Source organism: Streptomyces sp. NPDC111520, from assembly GCF_055635295.1.
This window is the reverse complement of sequence record NZ_JBVKBW010000008.1, coordinates 235857-251760: the sequence shown is the minus strand read 5'-3', so window position 1 is coordinate 251760 and position 15904 is coordinate 235857. Positions and strand designations below refer to the sequence as shown.

Annotated in this window: 11 protein-coding genes; 6 read left to right on the top strand and 5 right to left on the bottom strand. The window is 70.2% G+C overall.

From position 1 onward, the window contains the following. Positions 1 to 5 precede the first annotated feature (5 nt). The 3 genes from glpK to ACZ7MY_RS21100 all read right to left on the bottom strand — a co-directional run bounded on the left by glpK (position 6) and on the right by ACZ7MY_RS21100 (position 3375). Positions 6 to 1532 carry a glycerol kinase GlpK gene (gene glpK / locus ACZ7MY_RS21110; protein WP_499603585.1) on the bottom strand — a complete coding sequence of 509 codons (1527 nt, stop codon included), beginning with the start codon at positions 1530 to 1532 and terminating at the stop codon, positions 6 to 8. A gap of 39 nt (positions 1533 to 1571) precedes the next feature. Beyond that, entirely contained in the window at positions 1572 to 2354 is a 783-nt protein-coding gene (locus ACZ7MY_RS21105) for an MIP/aquaporin family protein (protein WP_499603583.1), read from the bottom strand. 256 nt (positions 2355 to 2610) lie between these two features. After that, a complete protein-coding gene (locus ACZ7MY_RS21100; RefSeq protein WP_499603582.1) occupies positions 2611 to 3375 on the bottom strand; it encodes an IclR family transcriptional regulator in 765 nt (254 codons plus the stop codon). Between the two features lie 231 nt (positions 3376 to 3606). Between ACZ7MY_RS21100 and metH the strand changes: the two genes are divergently transcribed. The 4 genes from metH (at position 3607) to ACZ7MY_RS21080 (ending at position 11597) form a co-directional block, all read left to right on the top strand. Next, positions 3607 to 7113 carry a methionine synthase gene (gene metH / locus ACZ7MY_RS21095; protein ID WP_499603580.1) on the top strand — a complete coding sequence of 1169 codons (3507 nt, stop codon included), beginning with the start codon at positions 3607 to 3609 and terminating at the stop codon, positions 7111 to 7113. 118 nt (positions 7114 to 7231) lie between these two features. Next, positions 7232 to 7933, top strand: coding sequence for an HAD family hydrolase (locus tag ACZ7MY_RS21090; protein ID WP_499603578.1), 702 nt, complete (start codon positions 7232 to 7234; stop codon positions 7931 to 7933). Between the two features lie 385 nt (positions 7934 to 8318). Next, a complete protein-coding gene (locus ACZ7MY_RS21085) occupies positions 8319 to 9914 on the top strand; it encodes an ABC transporter substrate-binding protein (RefSeq protein WP_499603576.1) in 1596 nt (531 codons plus the stop codon). Positions 9915 to 9998: 84 nt separating this feature from the next. Then, positions 9999 to 11597, top strand: a complete 1599-nt coding sequence (locus tag ACZ7MY_RS21080) for an ABC transporter substrate-binding protein (RefSeq protein WP_499603574.1) — start codon at positions 9999 to 10001, stop codon at positions 11595 to 11597. A 48-nt stretch (positions 11598 to 11645) separates the two neighbouring features. Here ACZ7MY_RS21080 and ACZ7MY_RS21075 read toward each other — a convergent pair whose 3' ends face one another. Both ACZ7MY_RS21075 and ACZ7MY_RS21070 read right to left on the bottom strand, forming a co-directional pair. Next, positions 11646 to 12317, bottom strand: a complete 672-nt coding sequence (locus ACZ7MY_RS21075) for a response regulator (RefSeq protein WP_450386271.1) — start codon at positions 12315 to 12317, stop codon at positions 11646 to 11648. A gap of 16 nt (positions 12318 to 12333) precedes the next feature. Next, on the bottom strand, positions 12334 to 13185 hold the full coding sequence (locus ACZ7MY_RS21070; protein ID WP_499603572.1) for a RecB family exonuclease: 852 nt from the start codon (positions 13183 to 13185) through the stop codon (positions 12334 to 12336). A gap of 97 nt (positions 13186 to 13282) precedes the next feature. Here ACZ7MY_RS21070 and ACZ7MY_RS21065 point away from each other — a divergent pair, with 97 nt between their 5' ends. Then, entirely contained in the window at positions 13283 to 14515 is a 1233-nt protein-coding gene (locus ACZ7MY_RS21065; protein ID WP_499603571.1) for a site-2 protease family protein, read from the top strand. A 396-nt stretch (positions 14516 to 14911) separates the two neighbouring features. After that, positions 14912 to 15817, top strand: coding sequence for a tRNA (adenine-N1)-methyltransferase (locus ACZ7MY_RS21060; RefSeq protein WP_499603570.1), 906 nt, complete (start codon positions 14912 to 14914; stop codon positions 15815 to 15817). Positions 15818 to 15904: the final 87 nt, after the last annotated feature.

The window sequence follows — 15904 nt, the reverse complement described above, 5'->3', positions numbered from 1 at the left end:
TCGGTTCAGTGCTCCTCTTCGATCCAGCCCATGGTCCGCTCGACGGCCTTGAGCCAGTCCTTGTACTCGCGGTCGCGGACCTCGGCGTCCATACGGGGGGTCCATTCGGCGGCCCGGCGCCAGTTGGCGCGCAGCTCGTCGGTGTCCGACCAGAAGCCCACCGCGAGGCCGGCCGCGTACGCGGCGCCCAGACAGGTGGTCTCGGCGACCAGCGGGCGCACGACCGGTGCGTCCAGGAAGTCGGCGAGGGTCTGCATCAGCAGGTTGTTCGCGGTCATGCCGCCGTCGACCTTGAGCGCGGTGAGCTCCACGCCCGAGTCCTTGGTCATGGCGTCGACGATCTCCCGGGTCTGCCAGGCGGTCGCCTCCAGCACGGCGCGGGCGATGTGCGCCTTGGTGACGTACCGGGTGAGGCCGGCGATCACACCGCGGGCGTCGGAGCGCCAGTACGGGGCGAACAGACCGGAGAAGGCGGGCACGAAGTACGCGCCGCCGTTGTCCTCGACCGACAGGGCGAGGGTCTCGATCTCGGCCGCGGTCTTGATCAGGCCCATCTGGTCGCGCATCCACTGCACCAGCGAACCGGTGACGGCGATCGAGCCCTCCAGGGCGTACACCGGCTTCTGGTCGCCGATGCGGTAGCCGACGGTGGTGATCAGGCCGTTGTAGCTGTTGATCGGCTTCTCGCCGGTGTTCATCAGCAGGAAGGTGCCGGTGCCGTAGGTGGACTTGGCCTCGCCCTCGGAGTAGCAGGTCTGGCCGAACAGGGCCGCCTGCTGGTCGCCGAGCGCGGAGGCGACCGGTACGCCGGCCAGGGCGCCGGAGGCGGCCTCGCCGTACACCTCGGCGGAGGAGCGGATCTCCGGGAGCACCGCGGCGGGCACCTCGATCGACTGGAGGATCTTGTCGTCCCAGTCGAGGGTGTGCAGGTTCATCAGCAGGGTGCGGGAGGCGTTGGTCACGTCGGTGACGTGCCGTCCGCCGTCGACGCCGCCGGTGAGGTTCCAGATCACCCAGCTGTCCATCGTGCCGAAGAGGATGTCCCCGGCCTCGGCGCGCTCGCGCAGGCCCTCGACGTTGTCGAGCAGCCAGCGGATCTTGGGTCCGGCGAAGTAGGAGGCCAGCGGCAGTCCGGTCTCCCGGCGGAAACGGTCCTGCCCGACGTTGCGGCCGAGTTCCTTGCACAGGGCGTCGGTACGGGTGTCCTGCCAGACCAGGGCGTTGTGCACCGGCTCACCGGTGTTCTTGTCCCACAGGACGGTGGTCTCGCGCTGGTTGGTGATGCCGATGGCCTTGACGTCGGCGGAGGTGATGCCGGCCTTGTGGACCGCCTCCTCGACGACCTCCTGCACGTTGGTCCAGATCTCGGCGGCGTCGTGCTCGACCCACCCCGGCTTGGGGAAGATCTGCTCGTGCTCCTTCTGGCCGACCGAGACGATCCGGCCGTCCTTGTCGAAGATGATGCAGCGCGAGGACGTGGTGCCCTGGTCGATGGCCGCGATGAACGGGCCGGTGGTGTGGGCGTCGGTCACGGTGTGCTCCTCGGGTCCTTGGGAAGTCGGGGCTGCTTCTCAGAATGCGATCTTGTACAGGCCGGCCGCGAGGACCGAACCGACGATCGGGCCGACGACGGGTATCCAGGCGTACCGCCAGTCGGAGCCGCCCTTGTTGGGCAGCGGCAGCAGGGCGTGCACGATGCGCGGACCGAGGTCGCGGGCGGGGTTGATGGCGTACCCGGTCGGCCCGCCGAGCGAGAGGCCGATGCCGACCACGACCAGCGCCACCATCAGCGTGCCGGTACCCGAGACCGCGAGGCCCTTGGTCAGGCCGAGGGTCAGGATGAACAGCACCAGGACGAAGGTGCCGATGATCTCCGTGGCGAGGTTCTGCGCGACGTTGCGGATCTCGGGGCCGGTGGAGAAGATGCCCAGCACCGGGCCGGGGCCCGTGGTCTGCTTCTCGGCGGCCGCGGTGGCCTGCGCCCCCGGACCGCCGGTGATCTCGGCGTCCGTCAGGTGGGCCTGGAACTGGCCGTAGTAGGTGATCCACACCAGGGCCGCGCCGATCATCGCGCCGAGCATCTGGCCGGCCAGGTAGACCGGGACCTTGCCCCACTCGCCGCTGTCGACCGCGAGACCGATCGTGACGGCGGGGTTCAGGTGGGCGCCGGAGAGGGAACCGGAGATGTAGGCGCCGGCCAGGACCGCGAAGCCCCAACCGAAGGTGATGGCCACCCAGCCGGCGTTACGGGCCTTGGATCCCTTGAGGGTGACAGCCGCGCAGACGCCGCCGCCGAGGAGGATCAGAACAGCGGTACCGATGGTCTCGCCGATGAAGATGTGGTCGCTGGACACTCGCGACTCCTTTGTCCTTCGTCCAGGGGAAGGCGGACCCCGGTCCCGTTCCGGAGTCCGTGGGCCTGTCACCAGGCCCTCGGCGGTCCCACGGTTACGTACACCTTACCGACTCCGTCGGCTGGTGTTCGACAATGTCGACCGTCGAACGAGAGTGTTCTCCTGCGCGACCGGACCCGTCAAGGGTTCGTCAGGTTGCGGAAAGGTCTCCGAGTCGGCGCGTTCGGCCGGGCGCCGGCCGGGCACCGTCCGGGCGTCAGAAGCGGCCGGCGCCCAGGTCGCGGGAGACCGCCCTGGCGCAGTCCCGTACCGCCGCGACCAGTTGGGGCCTGATCTCGCCGTCCGCGCAGACCCGTTCGACCGCGCCGGTGACGGCCACCGCCCCCACGGTCATGCGGTGCCGGTCGTGGATGGGCGCGGCGATGGAGGCCACGCCGTCCCAGGTCTCCTCCAGGTCGGCGCTCCAGCCGCGGGCGCGGGTGAGATCCAGCACACCCTCGAACGCCACTCCCTCGGTGACGGTGCGCGCCGTCAGCGGCTCGCGCTCGCTCTCGACCACCTCGCTGTGCGCCACCGGGTCGTACGCCGACAGCACCTTGCCCAGCGCGCTGCTGTGCAGCGGGTGCATGGCCCCGACCTCCAGCACCTGACGGCTGTCGTCCGGACGGAAGACGTGGTGGACGATGAGCACCCCCTGCTGGTGCAGCACCCCCAGGTAGACGGCCTGGCCGCTGGAGCGCGCCAGGTCGTCGGTCCACACCAGGGCGCGGGCCCGCAGCTCGTGCACGTCCAGGTAGCTGTTGCCCAGCCGCAGCAGCTCCGCCCCCAGCTGGTAGCGCCCGGAGACCGGGTCCTGCTCGACGAAGCCCTCCTGCTGCAGCGTGCGCAGGATGCCGTGCGCGGTGCCCTTCGCCAGGCCCAGGGAGGAGGCCACGTCCGACAGGCCGAGCCTGCGCTCTCCGCCGGCCAGCAGGCGCAGGATCGCGGCCGCCCTGGCGAGCGACTGGATGGGACCTGGCATGAACAACCCCTCCGTTAGGAACGACCACGCGCCTCGATGACTGATTCGACAATGCTGAACGATGTCAGACGATGCCGACCATCATCATCCCAGAGAAGAGTGTGGCACCGCCGTCCGCCCCTCGGAATGCCCCGCGGCGGAATCCGGGGGCACGGCTACGCTGGCCTGGTGTGTACCAGCAGGACCGGCACACACCAAGCCGACAGCCGTCGCATCCCAGGGAGCACACCCATGGCCCAGCCGTCCCTTCCGTCCACGAGCGGTGCCCGAGGCGCAGCACTGCGAGAGGCCCTGGCGACCCGGGTGGTCGTCGCCGACGGGGCGATGGGCACGATGCTCCAGGCGCAGAACCCCACCCTCGACGACTTCCAGGGGCACGAGGGCTGCAACGAGGTCCTCAACGTCTCCCGCCCCGACATCGTCGCCTCCGTCCACCGCGAGTACTTCGCCGTCGGCGTGGACTGCGTGGAGACCAACACCTTCGGCGCCAACTTCTCCGCCCTCGGCGAGTACGACATCGCCGACCGCATCTTCGAGCTCTCCGAGGCCGGCGCCCGGATCGCCCGCGAGGTCGCCGACGAGTTCTCGGCGGCGGACGGCCGCCTGCGCTGGGTCATCGGCTCCATCGGGCCCGGCACCAAGCTGCCGACGCTCGGTCACGTCGACTACGCCGTCCTCAAGGAGGGCTTCCGGCAGAATGCCGCAGGCCTCGTCTCCGGCGGCGCCGACGCCCTCCTCGTCGAGACCTGCCAGGACCTGCTGCAGATCAAGGCCGCCGTGCTCGGCACCAAGGAAGCGCTCGCCGAGGCCGGACTCGACCTGCCGCTCTTCGTCCAGGTCGCCGTCGAGACCACCGGCACCATGCTGCTGGGCTCCGAGATCGGGGCCGCGCTGACCGCATTGGAACCTCTCGGCATCGACACCATCGGCCTGAACTGCTCCACCGGCCCCGCCGAGATGAGCGAGCACCTGCGCTACCTCGCCCGCCACGCCCGCGTCGGCATCTCCTGCATGCCCAACGCGGGACTGCCCATCCTCGGCAAGGACGGCGCCCACTTCCCCCTCGACCCCGAGGGTCTCGCCGACGCGCAGGAGGCCTTCGTCCGCGAGTACGGACTCGCCCTGGTCGGCGGCTGCTGCGGCACCACCCCCGAACACCTGCGCCAGGTCGTCGAGCGGGTCCGCGGCCGGCAGGTCACCCCCCGCACGCCGCGCCCCGAGGCGGGCGCCTCCTCGCTCTACCAGACCGTCCCCTTCCGCCAGGACACCTCGTACCTCGCCATCGGCGAACGCACCAACGCCAACGGCTCCAAGAAGTTCCGCGAGGCCATGCTGGACGGGCGCTGGGACGACTGCGTGGAGATGGCCCGCGAGCAGATCCGCGAGGGCGCCCACCTCCTCGACCTGTGCGTCGACTACGTCGGCCGCGACGGCGTCGCCGACATGAACGAGATCGCCGGACGCCTGGCCACCGCCTCCACCCTGCCGATCGTCCTGGACTCCACCGAGCCCGAGGTGCTCCGCGCCGGCCTGGAGAAGCTCGGCGGGCGCGCCGTGATCAACTCCGTCAACTACGAGGACGGCGACGGCCCCGACTCCCGCTTCGCCCGCACCACCCGCCTCGCGGCCGAGCACGGCGCCGCCCTGATCGCCCTCACCATCGACGAGGAGGGCCAGGCCCGCACCCCCGAGAGCAAGGTGGCCGTCGCCGAACGGCTCATCGCGGACCTGACCGGGAACTGGGGCATCGACGAGGGCGACATCATCGTCGACTGCCTGACCTTCACCATCGCCACCGGCCAGGAGGAGTCCCGCAAGGACGGCATCGCCACCATCGAGGCGATCCGCGAGCTCAAGCGCCGCCACCCCGACGTGCAGACCACCCTCGGCCTGTCCAACATCTCCTTCGGCCTCAACCCGGCCGCCCGCATGGTGCTGAACTCGGTCTTCCTCCACGAGTGCGTCGAGGCCGGCCTGGACTCGGCGATCGTGCACGCGTCCAAGATCCTGCCGATCGCCCGCATCCCCGAGGAGCAGCGCGAGGTCGCCCTGGACCTGGTGTACGACCGGCGCCGCGAGGGCTACGACCCGCTGCAGCGCTTCCTCGAGCTGTTCGAGGGCGTCGACACCAAGTCCGTCAGGGCGAGCCGCGCCGAGGAACTGGCCGCGCTGCCGCTGGAGGAGCGCCTGCAGCGGCGCATCATCGACGGCGAGAAGAACGGCCTGGAGGCGGACCTCGACGAGGCCCTGACGACGCGTCCCGCCCTCGCCATCGTCAACGACACCCTCCTGGAGGGCATGAAGGTCGTCGGCGAGCTGTTCGGCTCCGGCCAGATGCAGCTGCCGTTCGTCCTGCAGTCGGCCGAGGTGATGAAGACCGCCGTCGCCCACCTCGAACCGCACATGGAGAAGTCCGACGCCTCCGGCAAGGGCACCATCGTGCTGGCCACCGTCCGCGGCGACGTCCACGACATCGGCAAGAACCTCGTGGACATCATCCTGTCCAACAACGGCTACAACGTCGTCAACCTCGGCATCAAGCAGCCCGTCTCGGCGATCCTGGACGCCGCGGGCGAGCACTCCGCCGACGTCATCGGCATGTCCGGCCTGCTGGTGAAGTCCACGGTGATCATGAAGGAGAACCTGGAGGAGCTGAACCAGCGCGGCCTCGCCGCCACCTACCCGGTCATCCTCGGCGGCGCCGCCCTCACCCGCGCCTACGTCGAGCAGGACCTCCACGAGCTCTACGAGGGCGAGGTCCGCTACGCCCGCGACGCCTTCGAGGGCTTGCGCCTGATGGACGCCCTCATCGCCGTCAAGCGCGGCGTGCCCGGCGCCACCCTCCCCGAGCTGAAGCAGCGCCGCGTGGCGGCCCGCGCGGGCGTCGTCCCCGAGCCCGAGGAGAACCGCGGCCAGATCCGCTCCGACGTCGCCGTCGACAACCCGGTGCCCACCCCGCCGTTCTGGGGCTCCCGGGTCGTCAAGGGCATCCCGCTCAAGGACTACGCGTCCTGGCTGGACGAGGGCGCGCTCTTCAAGGGCCAGTGGGGACTGAAGCAGGCGCGCGCCGGCGGCCCCACGTACGAGGAACTGGTGGAGACCGAGGGCCGCCCGCGGCTGCGCGGGCTGCTGGACCGCCTGCAGAGCGAGGGGCTGCTCGAGGCCGCCGTCGTCCAGGGCTACTTCCCCTGCGTCTCCAAGGGCGACGACCTGATCATCCTCCACGAGGACGGCACCGAACGGACCCGCTTCACCTTCCCGCGCCAGCGCCGCGGCCGCCGCCTGTGCCTGGCGGACTTCTTCCGCCCCGAGGAGTCCGGCGAGACCGACGTCGTCTGCCTGCAGGTCGTCACCGTCGGCAACCGGATCTCCGAGGCGGCCAACGAACTGTTCGCCGCCGACGCCTACCGCGACTACCTCGAGCTGCACGGCCTGTCCGTCCAGCTCGCCGAGGCGCTGGCCGAGTACTGGCACGCCCGGGTCCGCTCCGAACTCGGCTTCGCCGGGGAGGACCCGGCCGCCATGGAGGACATGTTCGCCCTGAAGTACCGGGGCGCCCGCTTCTCCCTGGGCTACGGCGCCTGCCCCGACCTGGAGGACCGCGCCAAGATCGCGGAGCTGCTGGAGCCGGAGCGCATCGGGGTCCGCCTCTCGGAGGAGTTCCAGCTCCATCCGGAGCAGTCCACCGACGCGATCGTCATCCACCACCCGGAGGCCAAGTACTTCAACGCGCGGTAGCCGGACGTACGTCGTACACTGGACGGTCCGATACGGCACCTGGCCGGTCGCACGCCCCCACCACCCGGGCGCGAGGCGACCGGCCTTTGTGCCCCCTGGAAGCAGAGGAGTGGGGCGCATGACGAGCGGTATTCCCGCCATCGAGATCCGGCCCGCCCGGGAGGCGGGCCTGCAGGCCGTGCTCCTGGACATGGACGGCACGCTGGTCGACACCGAGGGTTTCTGGTGGAACGCCGAGGTCGAGGTGTTCGCCGAACTCGGCCACGTCCTGGACGACACCCACCGCGAGGTCGTCGTCGGCGGCCCCATGGCCCGCAGCCTGGGACACCTCATCTCGGTCACCGGAACGGACGCCACGCTCGCCGAACTGTCCACCCTGATCAACCTGCGCTTCGTCGAGCTCATCGGCCGCGGCGTGCCGCTGATGCCGGGCGCCCGGCGGCTGCTGACCGACCTGGCCGCACACGGCGTGCCCGCCGCGCTGGTCTCCGCCTCCCACCGGCGCATCATCGACGCCGTCATGCTCTCCCTCGGCTCCCACCACTTCGCCTTCTCCCTCGCCGGGGACGAGGTCGAGCGGACCAAGCCGTACCCGGACCCCTATCTGCTGGCCGCCGCGCGGCTGGGCGCGGACCCGTCACGGTGCGTGGTCGTCGAGGACACCCCCACCGGGGTGGCGGCCGCCGAGGCCGCCGGCTGCCGGGTCGTGGCCGTCCCGTCCGTCGCCGCCGTCGCGCCGGCCCCCGGGCGGACCGTGGTCCGCTCCCTGGAAGGGGTCGACGTGCCATTTCTGCGCTCTCTGATTACAAGCGTTCACTGAGAGTCGCCGTGAATTGAACGGAAACTCTGGGCGCCTGCCCGGCTATTTTCCGTGACGATTCGGGGCGCCGAATTGTTTACCGGCCAGTACCCCGGGGCGTGATACTTTTCACATCCGCCGGTCTCGACAGGGCGCCCCCAGCGTGCTCCACCCCGTCACATCGCCATGCGGTCGGAGTGGTTGTGTCCGGATTGGGGGAGCGGCGGGCTGTTCGTTCCGCTGTCCGGATATCGGTACGGCACACCCTGTTATCCAGCCGTGACGTGGACTCAACTTCTCCGTGTTCGGGGGCGGTCCGCCGGAATGCCGGGGCCCCGCAATTCCGGGTATCGTCGCCCCGCTCAACACTGCGCGGCCGGGGGCCGGAAGAGGGAGAACAACGAGGATGAATCGCAAGCTACTGGTGCTGCCGGCCCTGCTGGGTCTTGCCGCGCCCGTACTCGCCGGGTGCGGTGACTCGACCGGCGGTGGCGGTGGCGGTGACGCGGTCGTCATCGGCACCACGGACCCCATCGAGGTGTCCGCGGACCAGCCTTCCCCCCTCGACCCGGCCACGGCCTACGACGGCGGCACGTACAGCTTCTTCAACAACACCTTCCAGATGCTGCTCGGTTACTCGCGCAGCTCCACCACCCCCGAGCCGGACGCCGCCAAGTCCTGCGGGTTCTCCGACACCAAGTCGGAGACGTACCGCTGCACGCTGCGCGACGGCATGAAGTTCGCCAACGGTCACGACCTCACCTCCGAGGACGTCAAGTTCTCGGTCGACCGCGTGATGAAGATCAACAGCGACATCGGCCCGGCGAGCCTCCTGGTGGGCATCGACAGCGTCGAGGCCCCGGACCCGAAGACCGTCGTCTTCCACCTCAAGGCCTCCGACGCCACCTTCCCCTACAAGCTGGCGACCCCGGCCGCGGCCATCGTCGACAGCGAGGTCTACAGCGCCACCGAGCCGCTCAAGGGCCTGAAGATGGAGGGCTCCGGCCCGTACAAGCTGGACTCGTGGGAGAACGGCAAGGCGGTCCTCAGCGCCAACCCGAACTACAACGGCCTGTTCAACAAGCGCGCCAACGACAAGGTCGAGGTCCGCTTCTTCCCCTCGGCCCCCGAGATGCTGAAGGCGCTCAAGGCCGGCGAAGTCGACCTGGTGAACCGCACCCTCACGGCGGACCAGATCAACGAGCTCGAGCAGGGCACGGTCCAGGACGTCAAGCTGACCGAGACCCAGGGAGCCTCGGTCCGCTTCATGTTCTTCAACCTCGACGACCCCTCGGTGAAGCCCGACGCCGTCCGTGAGGCCCTCGCCCGCGTCCTCGACCGCGACGCCCTCACCCGCGACGTGACCGGCCGCACCGCCGCCCCGCTCTTCGGCGCCGTCCCGACCGGCATCACCGGCCACGCCAACTCGTACTTCAACACGTACGGCGAGCCCGACCGCGACAAGGCCGCCCAGGTCCTGTCCTCCGCCGGCATCAGCACCCCGGTCAAGTTCACCTGGACCTACCCGACCGAGCACCCCTCCACCCCGGACAAGGAAGAGGCGCAGCTGCTGAAGAAGCAGCTCGAGGCCACCGGGCTGTTCAAGGTGGACCTCCAGCCGATCACCTGGAAGAAGTTCCTCAAGGGAATCGCCACCGGCCAGTTCGCCGCCTACTCGCTCAGCTGGCTCCCCGACTTCCCGGACGCCGAGACCTACATCGCGCCGTTCTTCGCGGACGACGGATTCCTCGACCTCCACTACAAGGGGTCGACCATCAAGAACCAGCTCCTGCCGGCCACCCGCCAGTCCGCCAACCGCAGCAAGACGGACAAGGACTTCGCGCAGATGCAGGAGATCCTGTCGCGTGAACTCCCGATGATCCCGCTGTACCAGGACAAGCAGTTCGTCGCCAGCCGCGACGGCATCACGGGAGCCGAATGGTTCCTCAATTCCTCTTCCAGCGCCCAGTTCTGGGAGATTGGTCGCGGTGTGACAGGATGAGCCACCGGTCGGCCGGACCCGTGAGTTATTCCGGGTCCGGCCGACCGGGGCCCGCCCCTGCGACGAAGCTGTGAGGGAAGTCTCGTGAGGAATCGAGTCCAGCGACTGGCGCTCCCGCTCTCCGCGACCGTGACGGCGGTCGTCGTCGCCGGCTGCGGCACGGGAGGGGCGGACGGCGAGGCCGGCGGAGACCCCCTCACGATGGGCATCACGGACAAGGTGACCGCGGTCGATCCGGCGTCCGGCTACGACGTCGGCTCCTGGATCGTCTTCACCAACGTCTTCCAATCGCTGCTGAGTTTCCCCAAGGGCGCGACCACGCCCGAGCCGGAGGCGGCGCAGAGCTGCAAGTTCACCGACGAGGGCAGCAAGACCTTCGACTGCACGCTGCGCAAGGGCCTGAAGTTCAGCAACGGTGAGGCGCTGACGTCGCAGGACGTGAAGTTCTCCTTCGAGCGGACCGTCAAGATCAACGACGAGAACGGTCCCGCGGTGCTGCTGGACTCGATCAAGACGATCGACACCCCGTCGCCGGAGCGGGTGGTGTTCCACCTGAAGTACTCCGACGCGACGTTCCCGATGAAGATCGCCTCGGGCGCGGGGTCGATCGTGGACCACACGCAGTACCCGGCGGACAAGCTCCGCACCGACGGCGGGGCGACGGGCTCGGGCCCGTACAAGCTGGACTCCTACGAGGCCGGCGACAAGGCGGTGTTCACCGTCAACGGGGGCTACCAGGGGTCGGCGGAGATCCGTAACTCCGGTATGACGATGAAGTTCTTCGGTGACGAGCCGGCGTTGAAGACGGCGGTCGAGGACGGGTCGGTGGACCTGGCCTACCGTGGTCTGGACTCGGCCGACATCGCGTCGCTGCAGCGCAGTTCGATAGCCGGCGACACCGGGATCCAGGTGGTGGAGGGCACCGGTGCCGAGGTCCAGCACCTGGTGTTCAACGTCAAGGACCCGGTGGTGGGCAACAAGGCGGTGCGCCGGGCGGTGGCGTACGTGATCGACCGCAAGGCGTTCATCCGGGACGTGTACCAGCGCACGGCGACGCCGTTGTACTCGATCGTGCCGCAGGGCATCACCGGTCACAACACGGCGTTCTTCGACCGGTACGGCGAGGGCGGCGACGTGGCGGGCGCGCAGTCCGCGCTGTCGCAGGCGGGGATCACCGCGAAGGTGAAGTTCACGCTGTGGGCGACGCCGGTGCGTTTCGGGCCGGGCACGGTGGCGGAGCTGAAGGCGATCGCCAAGCAGCTCAACGACAGCGGGCTGTTCGACGTGGACGTCAAGACCACCGACGCCGACCAGTACGCCAAGGACATCGAGGCGGGCAAGTACGCGGCGTACGTGCGCGGCTGGGTGCCGGACTACCCGGACCCGGACAACTTCACCGCCCCGTTCTTCGGTGACGGCAACGTGCTGTCCAACAACTACGTCAACAAGAAGATCACCGAGCAGCTGATCCCGCACACCGCCGCCGAGGCCGGCCGCGGCGACACCACCGCCGACTTCGAGGAACTCCAGGACATCGTCGCCGACGACGTGCCCATGATCCCGCTCTGGCAGGGCAAGCAGTACGTGGTCTCCAAGGACAACATCAACGGCCTGGAATGGACCCTCGACCCCTCCACCGTCTTCCGCTTCTGGGAGATCCAGAAGGGCGCCTCGGCCTCCTGACCACCAGGGCCCGCACCGGGCCCCGGCCACCCCACACGCCCCGGGACGCTACTGCGCCCCGGGGCGCACCAGTCCGCTCTCGTACGCGTACACCGCCGCCTGCACCCGGTCGCGCAGCGCGAGCTTCGTCAGCACATGACCCACATGGGTCTTCACCGTCGTCTCGCTCACGAACAGCTCCGCGGCGATCTCCGCGTTCGACAGGCCCCGCGCCACCAGCTTCAGCACCTCGACCTCCCGGTCGGTCAAGGTGTGCAGCGCCTGCGGCACCGGCTCCTCGCCCGACGGCAGCCGGCCCGCGTACTTGTCCAGCAGACGCCGCGTGATGCTCGGCGCCAGCATCGCCTCACCCGCCGCGACCACCCGGATCGCCTGCACCAGCTCGTGCGCCGGGGCGTCCTTCAGCAGGAAACCGCTCGCACCCGCACGCAACGCCTCCACCACGTACTCGTCGAGGTCGAAGGTCGTCAGCACCAGCACCTTCGCCGGACCGTCCCGGCCCGGCCCGGTGATCTGCCGCGTCGCCTCCACCCCGTCCATCCGCGGCATGCGGATGTCCATCAGCACCACATCGGGCTGCAGCGCCCGCACCTGCTCCAGGGCCTGCTGACCGTCCCCCGCCTCGCCGACCACCGCGAGGTCGCCCTCCGCCTCCAGGATCATCCGGAAGCCCGTACGCAGCAGCGGCTGGTCGTCCACCAACAGGACGCGAATAGCCACAAGATCTCCTTCGCCCTCAGGACTCCCCATTCTTCCCCACGACGGGCAGCGGATACGGTGGGGGAGTCCCCCCGAAAGAGGGGCACACCTCCCGGTGGTCGCACCAGTCGCACAGCCGCCCCGGCCGCGGCCGCCAGTCACCCGACTCCGTGGCCCGCCGGATCGCCTCCCACAGCGCCTCCAGCTTCCGTCCCACCGCCCGCAGCTCACCCTCCGACGGGTCGTACGTCAGCACCTCGCCACTGCCCAGGTAGACCAACTGCAGCCGGCGCGGCACCACGCCCCGCAGCCGCCACAGCACCAGCGCGTAGAACTTCATCTGGAACAACGCCTCGTCCGCGTACTCCGGCCGCGGCGCCTTGCCCGTCTTGTAGTCCACCACCCGCAGGTCACCCGAGGCCGCCGCGACGTCCAGACGGTCGATGTAACCGCGCAGCGTCAGCCCCGACTCCAGCTCCGTCTCCACGTACAGCTCACGCTCGGCCGGCTCCAGCCGCGTCGGGTCCTCCAACGAGAACCACCGCTCGACCAGCCCGGCCGCCTCCTCCAGCCACTGCGCCAGCCCCTGCCCGTCCTCCGCGGCGAACAACTCCGACAGCTCCGGACGCTCCTCCAGCAGCCGCTGCCACTGCCCCGGCACCATCGCCCGCGCCCGGTCCGCCGTCCGCTCCGCCGCCGGCACGTCGAAGAGGCGCTCCAGCACCGCGTGCACCACCGTGCCCCGCGTCGCCGCCTGGCTCGGCTTCTCCGGCAGCCGGTCGATCACCCGCAGCCGGTACAGCAGCGGACACCGCATGAAGTCGGCGGCGCGCGACGGCGACAGGGAGGACGGCGGCCTCGGAGGAACGGCTTCGGTGCTGGTGCCCATGGCAGGACCCTACGGGGTGGCGCCGACAGCCGGTGTCGGGTCCCCGCAACCGGGCAATACCATCGACGTCGGAGCGTCAGCGACACGAGGGGAACCAGTGAGCGAGAGCCAGCAGCCGCCGCCGGGCGGCGAGGGGACTCCCGGAACCGGAGACGGGCCCGCCAAACGCCCCCCGGGACCCGGCGGCGGCATCCTCATGGGCCGCTTCTTCGGCGTGCCCGTCTACGTCGCGCCCAGCTGGTTCCTCGTCGCCGCCCTCATCACCTGGGTCTTCGGCGGCCAGCTCGACCGCGTCCTGCCCGAGCTCGGCGGCGTCCGCTACCTCGTCTCGCTCTTCTTCGCGGTCGCCTTCTACGCCTCCATGCTCGTCCACGAACTCGCCCACACCGTGGCCGCCCTCCGCTTCGAGCTGCCCGTGCGCCGCATCCAGCTGCAGTTCTTCGGCGGCGTCTCCGAGATCGAGAAGGAGTCCGAGACCCCCGGCCGCGAATTCGTCCTCGCCTTCGTCGGCCCCCTGCTCTCCCTCGTCCTCGCCGGGGTCTTCTACCTCGGCATGTACGGCGTCGAACCCGACACCGTGCCCGGCGTCCTGCTCGCCGGACTCATGATCAGCAACCTGCTCGTGGCCGTCTTCAACCTGCTGCCCGGCCTCCCGCTCGACGGCGGACGGATGCTCCGTGCCGTCATCTGGAAGATCAGCGGCAAGGCCATGACCGGCACCATCGCCGCCGCCTGGACCGGACGCGCCCTCGCCATCGCCGTCCTCGTCGGCCTCCCGCTGCTGTCGTACGCCGGCGGCATGAACGACGGCGGCGACGGCGCCACCGGCTTCGACTCCCTCACCGACGCCCTGCTCGCCGCCATCCTCGCCGCCATCATCTGGACCGGCGCCGGCAACAGCCTGCGCATGGCACGGCTGCGCGAGCACCTCCCCGAACTCCAGGCCCGCACCCTCACCCGGCGCGCCCTCCCCGTCGCCTCCGACACCCCGCTGTCCGAGGCCCTGCGCCGGGCCAACGAGGCCGGCGCCCGCGCCCTCGTCGTCGTCGACGGCCAGGGCACCCCCACCGCCGTCGTCCGCGAAGCCGCCATCGTCGGCGTCCCCGAGCACCGCCGCCCCTGGGTCGCCGTCTCCGGCCTCGCCCAGGACATCAAGCCCGGCATGAAGGTCTCCGCCGAACTCGCCGGCGAAGACCTCCTGGACACCCTGCGCGCCACCCCCGCCACGGAGTACCTCGTCATCGAGAACTCCGGCGAGGTCTACGGCGTCCTGTCCACCGCCGACGTGGAGAAGGCCTTCCTCGCAGCCATGGCCCGGCCCTCTTCTTGAGGCTCGGTTCGCCTCCGGGGCGCCCCTTTTTTTAGGCTCGGTTCGCCTCCGGGGCGCCCTCTGCACCTGTCGACGGTCGACCGTGCTCGGCTCCTCGTTCCTCGGAGCCTCCGCGCGCTCTCCCTTTCGACAGGCGCGCGCCCCTTCGGCTCACTCGCAGGGGTGCGTGGGCGCCGTCCGGGGCTGCCGGGTCATCGCGGACGCCCCAGCGGTCGGCGCCTGTGCACATCCGACTGCTGCCTCGGCGAGTGAGCCGAAGGGGCGCGGACGGTGTCGAAAGGGAGAGCGCGCGGAGGTCGCGAGGAACGAGCGACCGAGCACGGTCGACCGTCGACACCGGCTTGAGCGGCCCGGAGGCGAACCGAGCCCCCAAAAATGAAAGGTAGGCTTGTCGGCATGTCCGAACCGACCGGTGCCGCCCGCCGACGCGGGCCCTTCAAGGTCGGGGACCAGGTCCAGCTCACCGATCCCAAGGGACGCCACTACACGTTCACGCTCGAGGCCGGGAAGAACTTCCACACCCACAAGGGTTCCTTCCCCCACGACGAGCTGATCGGCGCCCCCGAGGGCAGTGTGGTCCGTACCACGGGAAACGTCGCCTACCTCGCGCTGCGCCCCCTGCTCCCCGACTACGTCCTGTCCATGCCCCGCGGTGCCGCCGTGGTCTACCCCAAGGACGCGGGGCAGATCCTGTCGATGGCCGACATCTTCCCCGGCGCACGCGTCGTGGAGGCGGGCGTCGGCTCCGGCTCGCTCAGCATGTTCCTGCTGCGCGCCGTCGGCGACCAGGGGATGCTGCACTCCTACGAGCGCCGCGCCGACTTCGCCGAGATCGCCACCCAGAACGTCGAACGGTACTTCGGCGGCCCGCACCCCGCGTGGCAGCTCACCGTCGGCGACCTCCAGGACAACCTCAGCGACACCGAGGTCGACCGGGTCATCCTCGACATGCTCGCCCCCTGGGAATGCCTCGAGGCCGTGTCCAAGGCACTCGTCCCCGGCGGCATCCTCTGCGCCTACGTGGCCACCACGACCCAGCTCGCCCGCACCGTCGAGGCGATCCGCGAGCACGGCACCTTCAACGAGCCGTCCGCCTGGGAGACGATGGTCCGCACCTGGCACATCGAGGGACTGGCCGTACGCCCCGACCACCGCATGATCGGGCACACCGGCTTCCTGCTGACCGCCCGGCGCCTCGCTGACGGCGTCGAGCCCCCCGTACGGCGCAGGCGCCCCGCGCCCGGCGCATACGGCGAGGACTACACCGGCCCGGGCGGCGGCAAGCCGGCCACCGGCGCGTAACCACCCGACCCCGAAGCGCCGTCGCCGGACACCCCGGCGGCGGCGCTTCGCCACACCCCGCGGACATCTCCCGCAACACGGGCCCCG